General features: G+C 70.9%; 10 protein-coding genes. 7 read left to right on the top strand and 3 right to left on the bottom strand.

Annotation, left to right across the window (positions count from 1 at the left end; translation table 11 throughout):
• Positions 1-135 precede the first annotated feature (135 nt).
• The 4 genes from AB0M26_RS18075 to AB0M26_RS18090 all read left to right on the top strand — a co-directional run bounded on the left by AB0M26_RS18075 (position 136) and on the right by AB0M26_RS18090 (position 4086).
• Positions 136-1062 carry a sugar phosphate isomerase/epimerase gene (locus AB0M26_RS18075; RefSeq protein ID WP_365261783.1) on the top strand — a complete coding sequence of 309 codons (927 nt, stop codon included), beginning with the start codon at positions 136-138 and terminating at the stop codon, positions 1060-1062.
• A gap of 288 nt (positions 1063-1350) precedes the next feature.
• A complete protein-coding gene (locus tag AB0M26_RS18080; protein WP_365261786.1) occupies positions 1351-2370 on the top strand; it encodes a Gfo/Idh/MocA family oxidoreductase in 1020 nt (339 codons plus the stop codon).
• A 274-nt stretch (positions 2371-2644) separates the two neighbouring features.
• Positions 2645-3664 carry a Gfo/Idh/MocA family oxidoreductase gene (locus tag AB0M26_RS18085; protein ID WP_365261789.1) on the top strand — a complete coding sequence of 340 codons (1020 nt, stop codon included), beginning with the start codon at positions 2645-2647 and terminating at the stop codon, positions 3662-3664.
• 218 nt (positions 3665-3882) lie between these two features.
• Positions 3883-4086, top strand: a complete 204-nt coding sequence (locus AB0M26_RS18090) for a MerR family transcriptional regulator (protein ID WP_365261792.1) — start codon at positions 3883-3885, stop codon at positions 4084-4086.
• Positions 4087-4499: 413 nt separating this feature from the next.
• Here the strand turns inward: AB0M26_RS18090 and AB0M26_RS18095 are convergent, their stop codons facing one another.
• The gene (locus AB0M26_RS18095; protein WP_365261795.1) at positions 4500-6809 is read right to left on the bottom strand and encodes an MMPL family transporter; all 2310 of its coding nucleotides are present in this window, start codon (positions 6807-6809) and stop codon (positions 4500-4502) included.
• Positions 6810-7031: 222 nt separating this feature from the next.
• On the opposite strand from AB0M26_RS18095, the gene AB0M26_RS18100 reads away from it, so the two are divergent.
• The gene (locus tag AB0M26_RS18100) at positions 7032-7658 is read left to right on the top strand and encodes a TetR/AcrR family transcriptional regulator (protein ID WP_365261877.1); all 627 of its coding nucleotides are present in this window, start codon (positions 7032-7034) and stop codon (positions 7656-7658) included.
• On the opposite strand, the gene AB0M26_RS18105 is transcribed toward AB0M26_RS18100, so the two are convergent.
• Entirely contained in the window at positions 7568-8569 is a 1002-nt protein-coding gene (locus AB0M26_RS18105) for a VTT domain-containing protein (RefSeq protein WP_365261798.1), read from the bottom strand. The genes AB0M26_RS18100 and AB0M26_RS18105 overlap by 91 nt on opposite strands.
• Before the next feature lie 198 nt (positions 8570-8767).
• Here AB0M26_RS18105 and AB0M26_RS18110 point away from each other — a divergent pair, with 198 nt between their 5' ends.
• Positions 8768-9007 (top strand): heavy-metal-associated domain-containing protein, encoded by a 240-nt coding sequence (locus tag AB0M26_RS18110; RefSeq protein WP_365261801.1) that lies wholly within the window; start codon positions 8768-8770, stop codon positions 9005-9007.
• Positions 9008-9017: 10 nt separating this feature from the next.
• Positions 9018-11621 (top strand): heavy metal translocating P-type ATPase, encoded by a 2604-nt coding sequence (locus AB0M26_RS18115; protein ID WP_365261804.1) that lies wholly within the window; start codon positions 9018-9020, stop codon positions 11619-11621.
• Between the two features lie 558 nt (positions 11622-12179).
• Here the strand turns inward: AB0M26_RS18115 and AB0M26_RS18120 are convergent.
• On the bottom strand, positions 12180-13469 hold the full coding sequence (locus AB0M26_RS18120; RefSeq protein WP_365261807.1) for a citrate synthase: 1290 nt from the start codon (positions 13467-13469) through the stop codon (positions 12180-12182).
• Positions 13470-13600: the final 131 nt, after the last annotated feature.

Consider the following 13600-nt stretch of genomic DNA (forward strand, 5'->3'; position numbering starts at 1 on the left):
TCCTTACATACTGACCTGCGAGTGGGGCGACCGCGGTGCAACACGAAGCCGAGACGGTCGAACCGCATTGACGTTACGTCCTTATGTCAGGACGAACTCTTGACACTCATCGGAGCGAGGTGGAGGCTACGCGGCATGACAGCCAGCCAGTCCCCGTCCCCCGTTCCGAGCCTCGACCGGATCCGGGTCGGCTCCGCCCCCGACTCCTGGGGGGTGTGGTTCTCCGACGACGACCGGCAAGTCCCCTGGCAGCGCTTCCTGGACGAGGTCGCGCAGGCCGGATACTCCTGGATCGAACTCGGACCGTACGGCTATCTGCCCACCGACCCCGCCCGGCTCGCCGACGAGACGGACAGGCGGGGGCTGAAGGTCTCGGCGGGCACGGTCTTCACCTCGCTGCACCGCGGTCCCGCCGTCTGGGACGCGACCTGGGAGCACGTCTCGCAGGTGGCCGAGCTGACCCGCGCCATGGGTGCCGGGCACCTCGTCGTCATCCCGTCCTTCTGGCGCGACGACAAGACCGCGGAGGTCCTCGAGAGCCCGGTGCTCGACGCCGGGCAGTGGCGCGATCTGACCTCGGGTATGGAGCGGCTGGGGCGAGAAGTGCGCGAGCACTACGGGCTGGACATCGTGGTCCATCCGCACGCCGACACCCATATCGACGGCGAGGCAAACGTCGCCCGCTTCCTGGACGGAACCGACCCCGACGCGGTCAGCCTGTGCCTGGACACCGGGCATTACGCGTACTGCGGCGGCGACAGTGTCAAGCTCATCGAGACGTACGGGGAACGGCTCGGCTATCTGCACCTCAAGCAAGTCGACCCGGAGATCCTCGCCGATGTCGTCGCCAACGAGATCCCGTTCGGGCCGGCCGTCCAGCGGGGGGTGATGTGCGAGCCGCCCAGGGGCGTACCGGAGTTGGAACCCGTCCTCGCGGCCGCGCAGAGCCTGGGCGTCGACCTCTTCGCGATCGTCGAGCAGGACATGTACCCGTGTCCACCGGACCAGCCGTACCCGATCGCCGAACGCACCCGGCGCTTCCTGCGGAGCTGCGGCGCATAGAGCGCGTCGACCGGGAGGTAACACCGGCCGCGGGCAACGGTCGACCGGGAGGTAACACCGGCCGCGGGCAACGGTCGACCGGGAGGTAACACCGGCCGCGCGCAACGGTCGTGCGGCGGGGCTTCCCGCCCGGGGAAAGCCGGGGCCCGGCGGCCGGGCTTCCCGCCCGGGGAGAGCGCCAGGGTCCGGCGGCCGGGCGAAACACCGGGGTGCCGAAGCGGGGAAACACCCGGGACGGGCCCGATGCCCGCACACTGCAGATCAGCCACGACTTCTCGAGGGACACCAATGACCAAGCAGGGAACGCTCGGCGTCGCCGTCATCGGCACCGGGAGGATGGGCGCCGACCACGTCCGCCGGATCGACTCCGTGACGAGCGGGGCCCGGGTCGCCGCCGTCGTCGACATCGACGCCGAGCGGGCCAAGCACCTCGCCGACGGGATCGAGGGGTGCACCGCGTTCAACGATGCGGCCGCCGCCATGGCCTCCCCCGACGTCGACGCACTCCTCATCGCCTCGCCGGGGCCCGCGCACGAGGCCACCCTGCTCCAGGCGTTCGAGCACGATCTGCCGGTGCTGTGCGAGAAGCCGCTCACGCCCGACGCCGCCTCCGCACTGCGCGTTCTGGAGGCGGAGCAGAAGCTGGGACGCCGGCGCGTACAGGTCGGTTTCATGCGCCGGTACGACGCCGAGTACCTGGAACTCAAGGCGCTGCTGGACAGCAGGCGGTTCGGGCGGGCGCTGATGCTGCACTGCCGGCACCGCAACGCCTCCACCCCGCCCGGCTTCACCAGCCAGATGATGATCAACGACTCGGTGGTGCACGAGATCGACACCACCCGCTGGCTGCTGGAGCAGGAGATCACGGCGGTTACGGTGCTCCGCCCGCTCCCGTCGAGCGCCGCCCCGGACGGGCTGAGCGACCCGCAGTTGGTGCTCTTCGAGACCTCGGGCGGCGCGGTCGTCGACGTGGAGATCTTTGTGAACTGCGGCTGGGGCTACCAGGTGCAGTGCGAGGCGGTCTGCGAGTCCGGCAGCGCGCGGGTGGGCGACGGGCACGCGATGGTCACCAGCACGGCGGGCCGCTGGGGCGGCGACATCGACATGGACTTCGTTTCCCGCTTCGAGGACGCCTACGACCGGCAGGTGCAGCGGTGGGTGGATGCAACGCGCCGGGGCGAAGTGGAAGGGCCCAGCGTGTGGGACGGCTACGCGGCCGCCGCGGTCTGCGAGGCGGGCGTACGGGCCCAGGCCACCGGCGAGCGAACGCCGACGCTGCTGACCGAACGGCCGGCGCTCTACCGCTGACCCGGCGATGGCTGCGCCCGGCAGGCCGGCACGATGCTCCGCCCACGCGGGATGCCCGGCGCCCCGGGCCCCCAAGGCGCGATGTCCGGCGTCCCGGGTCCTATCCGCGGGATGTCCAGCGCCCCACATCCCCGCCGCGGGATGTCCAAGGCCCCACACCCCCGCCGCGGGATGTCCAAGGCCCCGCACCCCCGCCGCGGGGTGCCCGGGCCCCGGATGCCCGGCAGCGAAAGACCTGCCCGACAACCACCTACTCCGCCATGGGAGCTGACGTATGCGGATCGGATTCCTCGGCGCCGGACGGATCGGCGCCTTCCACGCCGAAGTGCTGAAGGCGACGCCCGGTGTTGACGACGTACTGATCGGGGATGTGGACAGCGCCCGCGCGGGCGAGGTCGCACACCGCATCGGCGCGCTGGCCGCGGAGTCGGTCGACGCCGTTTTCGCGGACGGTGTCGACGCCGTGGTCATCGCCACCGCGACGGCATCCCATGCCGAACTCATCACCCGGGCCGCCCGTGCGGGGCTGCCCGCATACTGCGAGAAACCGATCGCCCTGGACCTGCCCGGGACCGTACGGGCCCTGAGGGAGGTCGAAGCCGCCGGAACCCTGCTGCAGATGGGCTTCCAGCGGCGATTCGACGCGGGGTACATCGCGGCCAAGGAGGCCGTCGCCGAAGGGCGACTCGGCAGGCTGCACACCATCCGGGCCGTGACCTCCGACCCCGCCCCGCCCCCCGCCGCCTTCCTCCCGCTCTCCGGCGGACTCTTCCGGGACTGCCTGGTGCACGACTTCGACGCCGTACGGTGGCTGACGGGCCGTGAGGTCGTCGAGGTGTTCGCGACCGGAGCCAATGGCGGTGCGGCGTTCTTCCGTGAGGCCGGTGACGTCGACACCGCGGCCGCGCTGCTCACCCTGGACGACAGCACCCTGGTCACTGCCACCGCCACCCGCTACAACGGCGCCGGATACGACGTACGCATGGAGATCGCCGGCGAGCGCGACCAGCTCGTCGTCGGTCTCGACGCCCGCACCCCCTTCACCTCCGCGGAGCCGGACGGCCCCGAACCTCCCGCCCGCCCGTGGACCGGCTTTCTGGAGCGCTTCGCCCCGGCCTACCGTGCCGAACTCGCCGCGTTCGTACGGGCGGCGAGCGGCGCGGCCCCCAATCCCTGCTCCGGCAAGGATGCCCTGCACGCCCTGCTGGTCGCCGAGGCCTGCGAAGTGTCACGAATGCAACACCGGCCGGTTCGGCCCGCCGAGTTGCTGAAGGAACTCGCCGACCTCGCCTGACCGGATCTGTACGGACTCGTCACCTCCTCCGGGTCCCGCCCGTGCCACGGTTGTCACCACTCCACGCGATTCCCGTCACAGCCGGACCACAGCCCCTCCCTGGTTCCCGATCCGCATCGTTGACGGAGCGCAGGCTGACTGATCACGAGCGGTTGCGTCGCAGCGCCCCACCGGCTCCCCCAAGGGCCGCGCCGCGGCGGCCGCGAGGAGGTGCTCAGATGACCGACCGTCGGCTCTGGTCGTACAAGGAGATCGCCGCACACATCCGCGTGCAGACCGACACCGTGCGGTCCTACCGCAAGCACGGGCTGCTGCCGCCACCCGACCACGTCGAGTCCGGCAAGCCCTACTGGTTCGCCGACACGATCCGCGCCTGGGTCTCCCGGCGACCGGGGAACCGTGGGCGGCGGGCCCGGGAGTAGGGCGGCGGGCTCAGAGTAGGCCCGCCGGTCCGAGCCGACCCGCCGCCGGACCGTGGATCTCGAACCGCCCGCCCTGGCGGGCCGGTCCCGAACCGTCGGGCTGAACGGGCGTCCTGAACCGACGGGCTGAACGGCCGGCCCTGAACTCGTTCGAGCCTGAACCTACGGGCTGAACGGCCGGCCCTGAACTCGCTCGACCTGAGCGGCCCGTCCTGGACGGGCCGGCCCTGGACGGCCGGCCCTGGTCGGCCGGCCCTGGTCGGCCGGCCCTGGTCGGCCGGCCCTGAACCGCGGCTTGCGAACCGCGTCCCGAACCGCGGGTCCCGAATCGCCGGTCCCAGGGGGCAGGTTCGCCGGTCTCCGCCCGATGGTCCGGGAGCAAAACCGCCGGCCCCGGAGAGCCCGCCGTCCCGCTACCGGTGGCCTGCGCCCACCGGGTCGCGCTCCTCGGACTCCTCGGTCGGAGCCGATCCGGCATCCGGGCCGGAGGCGGTCCCGGATGCTGGGGCGGCCGCGCTCTCCCCCTCGCTCAGGCCTATTCGGGCGTGCAGCCGGCGCAGCGGACCGGGCGCCCACCATGTCGCCCGTCCGGTGAGCCGCATGACCGCCGGGACCAGAAGACTCCGCACCACCATGGCGTCCATCAGGACGGCGAGGGCGATACCCAGTCCGAGCATCTTGGTGTTGGTCACCCGGGACGTGCCGATGGCCACCATGACGACGGCAAGGATGATCGCGGCCGCGGTGATGAGTCCGCCGGTGCGCCGGAGGCCGAAGACGACCGCGCCCTGGTGGTCACCGGTTCTGTCGTACTCCTCCTTGATCCGGGACAGCAGGAACACCCCGTAGTCCATGGAGAGTCCGAAGGCGACACAGAACATCAGCACCGGCAGGGTGGTCTCGATGTCTCCGGTGGATGTGAAGTTCAGCAGACCGGACAGATGGCCGTCCTGGAAGACCCACACCAGGGCACCGAACATCGCCGTGAGACTCAGGGCGTTGAGCACGACGGCCTGAAGGGGTATCAGCACGCTGCCTGTGAGCAGGAACACCAGCAGCAGCGTGACGACGGCAATGATGGCGACCGCCCATGGAAGACGGTCCGCTATCGCGTCCTTGGAGTCGACGAGGACGGCCGCGGTGCCGGTGACCGAGGCGTCCACGGAGGAGTCCACGGCCCGGATGTCCCGCACCAGTTGCTGACTCGCGGTGTCCACCGCCTTGCTCTTCGGCGCGACGCTTATCTGCGCCACATCCCCCGAGCGGCGGGCCGCCTCCGCGGGGCCCGGCTTCCGGATGCGCTCGCCGCGGACGTACTGCCCCGTGGGCCCGTCCACCCTCAGCACGCCCGGGAGTTCGGAGATCCGGCTGCTGTAGTCGGCGAGCCGGGCGGTCGAGGGGTTGCCCTCGGCCAGGATCTCCATGGTGCCGCCCGGACGGCCGGGGAAGTCGTCGCGGATGTGCTGCTGCACGACATGGGACTCGGCCGTCTCCGGCAACTGCCGGTCGTCGGCCGTGCCGAACTTCACGCCGAGGAAGGGCAGTCCGAGAAACACAAGGCCGGCCGTGGTGGCCCCGGCGAAGAACGGGGCGCGGCGCATCACCAGCCGGGCCGTGCGCGCCCAGCTAGCCCCGGCGTCCTTGCCGGTCCCGGGTGCCGGGCGTCCGCGCCGCAGCACCTTTCGCAGATCCAGCGCGTTGACCCGGTCCCCCAGCAGCACCAGTGCCGCGGGCAGGACGACCAGGGCCGCCGCCGCGGCGAGCAGCACGACGGCGATCCCCGCGTAAGCGAAGGAGCGCAGGAAGTACTGCGGGAAGACGAGCATCGCGGCGAGCGATACGGCGACGGTGAGCGCGGAGAACAACACGGTGCGGCCCGCGGTGCGCAGCGTCGCGCCGACGGCCGGCAGCGGCTCGGCACCGGCCGCGAGCTCCTCACGGAAGCGCCGCACGATGAACAGGGCGTAGTCGATGGCGAGTCCGAGGCCCAGTGCCGTGGTGAGGTTCTGGGCGAAGACCGAGACGTCGGTGAACTCGGTGATGCCGCGCAGCACCGCATTGGTTCCCAGGATCGCCACTATGCCGACGGCCAGGGGCAGCAGAGCGGCTACCGCGCTGCCGAAGACCATCACCAGCAGGACGAGCGTGACGGGCAGGGCGATCGCCTCGGCACGCAGCAGGTCCTCCTGGATGGTGGTCTGCAGCTCGTGCCGCACGGCCACGGGACCGCCGAGCGAGACCTCCACCGGACCCTGGCGGCCGCGGAATTCGTTCGCGATGCGGTCCAGGACGTCCGCCGTCGCATTCTCGTCGCCGGCGATCCGGGCCATGATCAGCGCTTCGCGGCCGTCTTCGGCGCGCAGCCCCGGGGACTGCGTCCGCCAGTAGGACGTGACGCCCGCGACGGACCTTTCCCCCGCGAGCCGCTCGGCCAGCCGCTCTCCCTCGGCCGCCACGGCCGGGTCGTCCACCCGCCTGCCACCACTGTCGACGTGAAGGATCAGATTGGGCTGCGACGCCGGGAACTCCCGCTCCAGCGCCTTGGTCGCATACGAGGACTGGGAGTCCGGAGCCTCCCAGCCGCCGCTGCCCATGCGGTCGGCGACCCCGCTCCCGGCGACCACGGCCAGAGCGGTGAACAGCAGAGCAAGCAGCAGCGAGAGCCGCGGCCGGGCGGTGACCACCCGGGTCCACCCCCCGGTCTCGCGGTTGACAGCAGGCATGACGCAGGTGTCCCCTTCCCCCTTGGCAGCACGTAAACTGCAAACACGAGCGCTCACTCGCGTTAGCCAAGAATGCGAGCGACCACTCGCGTTTGTCAAACCGAAACCGAAAGCTGGGGATGGCGCGTGACGAAGGCCGGAGCGGCTGAGGACGGAACGAGCGTGAGCCGCGACGAGGCCGCGACCAGGCCGCGCCGCCGTCAGGCCCGTGGCGAGCGCCGCATGACGCAGCTCCTCGAGGCCGCGGCCAACGTGTTCGGCCAGGTCGGCTACACAGCCGCGAGCACCAACGCGATCGCACGCGAAGCGGGCGTCTCGCCCGGAACGCTCTACCAGTTCTTCCCCAACAAGGAAGCCATCGCGGTGGAGTTGGGCGACCGCTTCCTCCACCGGATGCGTGAGGCCCACACCCAGGTGTTCACCGAGGCCAACGCCGCGCTGCCGCTCGCCGAGATGCTCGACGCGGTCCTCGATCCGCTCATCGAGTTCAACTGCCGCAACCCCGCGCTCCTGGCCCTGATCAAGAGTTCCGACATCCCCGGCAAGCTCGCCGAGGATCACGACGCGCTGCACGAATCCCTGCTCACCCGCGTCGGGGAGCTGATCTCCGTCTACGTCCCGGCCATGCCCGCCGCTCAGCGGACTCGCACGGCCACGATGGCGTTCGCCCTGTTCAAGGCAGGCCTGGAGCTGGTACTTGCCCACGAGGGGGCCGAACGGAAGGCGTACGTCGCCGAGTTGAAGGCGTCCATGTACCGCTACCTGGAGCCCGTCCTCGGAGCCGGATGCTGCGATCCGGCAGGCGGGGCGGCGGACCTGCCCTCCGCGGGGGACGGCGCCCGGCACTGACCCGGGCCCCGTACGGTACGACGGCCCAGCACCGCGCCCGGCGCCGGCCAGCGTCCCTGCCCGGACGGCCCCGCCGGCCCGCACGGATCCAGCGGCCAGGACGGGCGCACCTGAGCACCCCCGCCCACCGGGCCGCCTACGGTCGCCGGCCTGTCCACTGGGGCCGGCGCCCCATCCCATACGAGCCCCTCGGCCGCTCCCGGCTCAGGTACCGCACCACGGCATTCCAGCTCGGGCGACCCCACCGGCTCGGGCGACCCAGCCACGTCGGGCGACCCCACCGGCTCGGGCGACCCAGCCACGTCGGGCGACCCCACCGGCTCGGACGACCGCGCCGGCTCCGGCGACCGAGCCGGCTCCAGCGCGCGGCGCCACCGCACGGCCGCCTGCACCAGACCACCCACCGCGGCCACCACCGCGGACACCCCGATCCCGATGGCTGCCGCGTACAACGGATTACCCGAGGCCGCACTGCCCAGATATCCCAGCCCCACCGTGTACGTGGCCCAGATCGCCTCGGCGACGCCCGCGCCGATCAGGTAGCGCCGCGCCGGGTAGCCGACCACGCCCGCCGCCAGTCCGCCGACCAGCCGCCCGCTGGGCAGGAATCGCACAGCAGCCACGAACGGCACCCCGCGCCGTTCGAGCCGCAGGGCCAGCCACTCAAGCAGCGCCCAGCGCCTGCGACTGCGCCCCATCCACCCCCGTACCGGATCACTGAACCTCCGACCGGACGCGTGCATGAGGAGATCGCCGACGAGTGCACTGCCCGCCACCACGAGGAGCACGACGGCGAGGTCCAGATTCCCGCGGGACGCGAGAACCCCGGCCGTCACCAGGAGGCCCGAGTTGGGCAGGAGGGGCGGGGCAGTGGTGAGCGCGAGGACTCCGTAGATCCAGAGCACTTCCATGTCGGCCGCCCCTCAGCAGGGAGCCGCAGCATCTGCCTCGAACCCCGAGGAGGGGCAAAGCCGACAGATCTGGGGCTAATCACCACAAAGCCTACTCGGGAAAGGGTGGGGCAGCCTGCGGGGCAGATACCCCCTAGGGGTACAGTGGAATCCGGAACGCGTACCACCCGTACCACACGCACGAGCAAGGGGAGCACCATGACCATCGAGACGACGACCGGTCCAGTCACCGCCACCTACCAGGTCACGGGCATGAGTTGCGGCCACTGCGAAGGAGCCGTGACCGAAGAACTCTCGGCCCTCGAGGGCGTCGCGTCCGTCGAGGCCGTCGCCGCCACCGGCCTGGTCACCGTCGTCTCCGCGGCCCCGCTCCCCGGGGAGGCCGTCCGTGCAGCGGTGGACGAGGCGGGGTACGAGCTCGTAGGCACGGCCTCGTAGAGGAGGGCGCATGACCAGGACAGCGCACGCCTCCCGCGTCCCGCCGGCGACGAACGCGTCCTCCACAGGACCCGTGACCGCGGCAGAGCCCGCCACCGTGACCGGGCCGGCGCCCGCCAACCCCGGCACCGCACGGGTCGAACTCGCCATCGGCGGCATGACGTGCGCGGCCTGCGCGGCACGTGTGGAGAAGAAGCTCAACCGCATGGACGGCGTCTCGGCCACGGTCAACTTCGCCACGGAGAAGGCCGTCGTGACGTACGGCGGCGGGCTCGGGGTCGCGGACCTCATCGCCACCGTGGAGAGAACCGGCTACACGGCCGCACCGCCGCCTCCGGCCGAGCCGGAGCCCGAACCCTCCGATCGGCCCGCCCCAGGGGCGCAGGCGGGCGCTCAGCCCCCCGTACGGGCCGAGAACGGCGGGAACGGGAACAACCGCGGGGACGGGAACGGCGAAACAGCCGCACTGCGCCGTCGGTTCACGATCGCGATGCTGCTCGGCCTACCCGTCGTCCTCATGGCGATGGTCCCGGCCCTGCAGTTCGACAACTGGCAGTGGCTGTCCCTGACTCTGGCCTCGCCGGTCGTGGTGTGGGGAGGCCTGCCCTTCCACCGGGCCGCCTGGACCAATGCCCGGCACGGCGCGGCCACCATGGACACCCTCGTCTCCCTCGGGACACTGGCCGCCTTCGGGTGGTCGCTGTGGGCGCTGTTCCTCGGCCACGCCGGCATGCCAGGGATGCGGCACGGCTTCGACCTGACGATCGCCCGCACGGACGGGTCGTCGTCCATCTACCTCGAGGTCGCGGCCGGGGTGACCGTGTTCCTGCTGCTCGGCCGCTACTTGGAGGCGAAGGCCAAGCGCAGGGCGGGCGCCGCGCTGCGCGCGCTGCTCGAACTGGGTGCCAGGGACGCGTCGTTGCTCCACCCCGACGGCCGAGAGGAGCGGATTCCCGTCGCACGGCTGGCGGTTGGGGACCGGTTCGTCGTACGGCCCGGGGAAAAGGTCGCCACGGACGGCCGGGTCGTCGAAGGCGCATCTGCGGTCGACGCCTCGATGCTGACCGGCGAATCGGTTCCGGCGGACGTGACCGTGGACGGGAATGTCACCGGCGGCACCGTCAACGTCTCGGGCCGACTGGTCGTCGAGGCCACCCGCATCGGGTCGGACACGCAGCTCGCGCGGATGGCGCGGCTCGTCGAGGACGCCCAGAACGGCAAGGCGGAGGTGCAGCGTCTCGCCGACCGCATCTCCGGGGTGTTCGTGCCGGCTGTGCTGGTCGTCGCACTCGGCACACTCGTCGGCCGACTGCTGCTCACCGACAGCGTGACAGCCGCCTTCAGCGCAGCCGTGGCCGTACTGATCATCGCCTGTCCCTGCGCCCTCGGTCTCGCCACTCCGACTGCACTCATGGTCGGTACAGGCCGGGGCGCTCAGCTCGGGATCCTGATCAAGGGCCCGGAGGTGCTGGAGTCGACACGACGCGTGGACACCGTGGTCCTGGACAAGACCGGCACGGTCACCACCGGACGTATGGCCGTACGGGAAATCGTCACGGCGGACGCCGTCACTACGGAGGGGGACGCCGTCACCGCGCAGGCGGACGCCGTCACTACGGACGGAGACGCCGTCACCACGCAGGGGGACGCCGTCACTACGGACGGGGACGCCGTCACCACGCAGGGGGACGCCGTCACTACGGACGGGGACGCCGTCACCGCGCAGGAGGAGGTCGAGGCCGTGGACGGCGGCGGCACGGCGGCGGAGCGCGAACTGCTGCGGCTCGCGGGCTCCTTGGAGCACGCCTCGGAGCACCCGGTCGGCCGGGCCATCGCCGCGGCCGCCGTCGAGCGGGAGGGGACGCTGCCCGCTCCCGAGGTGTTCGAGAACGTGGCCGGCCTCGGCGTCCAAGGTGTCGTCGAGGGCCGGAAGGTCCTTGTCGGCCGTGGAAGGCTTCTCGAGGAGAGGGCCGTCGAACTGCCCGAGCGGCTGGCCGCTGCCATGGACACGGCCGCGGCCGAGGGGCAAACGGCGGTCGCCGTTGCCTGGGACGGCCGCGCGCGGGGCGTGCTGACCGTGGCGGACGGCGTGAAGGAGTCGAGCGCGGAGGCCGTGGCCGGGCTGCGCCGGCTGGGGCTGACCCCGGTACTGCTGACCGGCGACAACCGGGCCGTGGCGGAGTCGGTGGCCCGCGAAGTGGGTATCGACGAGGTCATGGCCGAGGTGCTGCCCGAGGAGAAAGTGGACGTCGTCCGGCGCCTCCAGCGCGAGGGACGGGTGGTCGCCATGGTCGGTGACGGGGTCAACGACGCGGCCGCGCTGGCGGCCGCCGACCTGGGCCTGGCCATGGGCACGGGCACGGACGCCGCGATCGAGGCGGGCGATCTCACGCTGGTACGGGGCGATCTGCGGACGGCCCCCGACGCGATCCGGCTGTCCCGCCGTACGCTCGCGACGATCAAGGGGAACCTCGTCTGGGCCTTCGGCTACAACGTCGCCGCGCTGCCGCTGGCCGCTGCCGGGCTCCTCAACCCGATGATCGCCGGGGCGGCGATGGCGTTCTCGTCGATCTTCGTCGTGACCAACAGCCTGAGACTCAGAAATTTCAGATGACTCCAGCACCTTCACAACGGCCGTGGACTTTTACATAATCCCCACATGGGTCACAGCACTCTTACGAGGGGGCCTCGATCTCCAGATCGAGGCTCTTGCCCGTTTTAGTGCGGTTATGGCAAGAGACCCAGATCACAGAGGAGCGAACGTAACCTTCTTGGGGGGTCGCGAGTCTAACCAGTGCGATGCCACACTCCCGGCGGGGTGAGGCATCGATCCAGACCAGGTTCCGTCTTGGGGGACGAGCCGGGTCAGCGTGGCCGGGGCACGTGCGCGGGGAGCTTTGAGCGGCCCTCCCGTCCGTACGGGTCCCGGCAGATCGCACGGCGCACCAACGGTGCGCCGGGGGGAAATGAGACGCCCGGCCGGATCCCGTGGGGGGAATCCGAACCGGGAATGGGAGGCGCCCCGCTGATCGACCCGTGGGGGGATCGATCGGGCGGGGCGCCTTCTGACCTTTGTGACCACTCGATGCCGCGGCCACCACCTGACGCCGCGGCCGGCGCAGCGGCCGGGGCCGCCCGCCATCGTGGCGGGCCGGCACCGTGCAGCCGAGGGTCAGCGCTTCTCGACCGGGATGAAGTCGCGCTCGACCACGCCGGTGTAGATCTGCCGCGGGCGGCCGATCCTGGAACCCGGCTCCTTGATCATCTCGTGCCACTGGGCGATCCAGCCCGGGAGCCGGCCGAGCGCGAACAGCACTGTGAACATCTCGGTCGGGAAGCCCATGGCCCGGTAGATCAGACCGGTGTAGAAGTCGACGTTCGGGTAGAGCTTGCGCCCGACGAAGTAGTCGTCGGCCAGCGCGTGCTCCTCGAGCTTGAGCGCGATGTCGAGCAGCTCGTCGGACTTTCCGAGCGCCGAGAGAACGTCGTGCGCCGCCGCCTTGATGATCTTCGCCCGGGGGTCGAAGTTCTTGTAGACGCGGTGGCCGAAGCCCATGAGCTTCACGCCGTCCTCGCGGTTCTTCACCTTGCGGATGAAGGTGTCGACATCGCCGCCGGAGTTCCGGATGCCCTCGAGCATCTCCAGCACCGACTGGTTGGCGCCGCCGTGGAGAGGGCCCCAGAGCGCGCTGATGCCCGCGGAGATCGAGGCGAACATGTTCGCCTGCGAGGAGCCGACGAGGCGCACGGTGGAGGTGGAGCAGTTCTGCTCGTGGTCGGTGTGCAGGATGAACAGCTTGTCGAGGGCGCTGACGACGACGGGGTCCAGCTCGTACTCGGCGGCCGGCACGGAGAAGGTCATCCGCAGGAAGTTCTCGACGTAACCGAGGTCGTTGCGCGGGTACACGAAGGGGTGGCCCACGGACTTCTTGTAGGCGTACGCGGCGATGGTGGGCAGCTTGGCGAGCAGGCGGACGGTCGAGAGGTGACGCTGCGTCTCGTCGAACGGGTTGTGGCTGTCCTGGTAGAAGGTGGACAGCGCGCTGACCACGGAGGACAGCATCGCCATCGGGTGCGCGTCGCGCGGGAAGCCGTCGTAGAACCGCTTGACGTCCTCGTGCAGCAGCGTGTGGGTGGTGATCTCCTCGCGGAAGGTCGCCAGCTCGTCGACCGTCGGCAGCTCACCGTTGATCAGCAGGAAGGCGGTCTCGAGGAAGGTGCTGCGCTCGGCGAGCTGCTCGATCGGGTAGCCGCGGTAGCGCAGGATGCCTTTCTCGCCGTCGAGGTAGGTCACGGCCGATTTGTACGCAGCGGTGTTGCCGTAACCGCTGTCCAGGGTCACCAGACCGGTCTGGGCGCGGAGCTTCCCGATGTCAAAACCCTTGTCGCCGACGGTGCTGTCGACCACCGGGTAGCTGTATTCGCCGTCCCCGTACCGCAGTACTACAGAGTTGTCGCTCACGTCATCCCTCACCGACGTTGTGCCTCTTTTTCGAGGTGCCCTGACTATCTCTACCTTCCCCCATTTGGCACGGGGTCGTGCACTCGGGGTCGGCCGCAAGGCCCACGGATGGCACGCAGTGCCGCGCGTGC

Source organism: Streptomyces sp. NPDC051776, assembly GCF_040681345.1.
Lineage (GTDB): Bacteria > Actinomycetota > Actinomycetes > Streptomycetales > Streptomycetaceae > Streptomyces.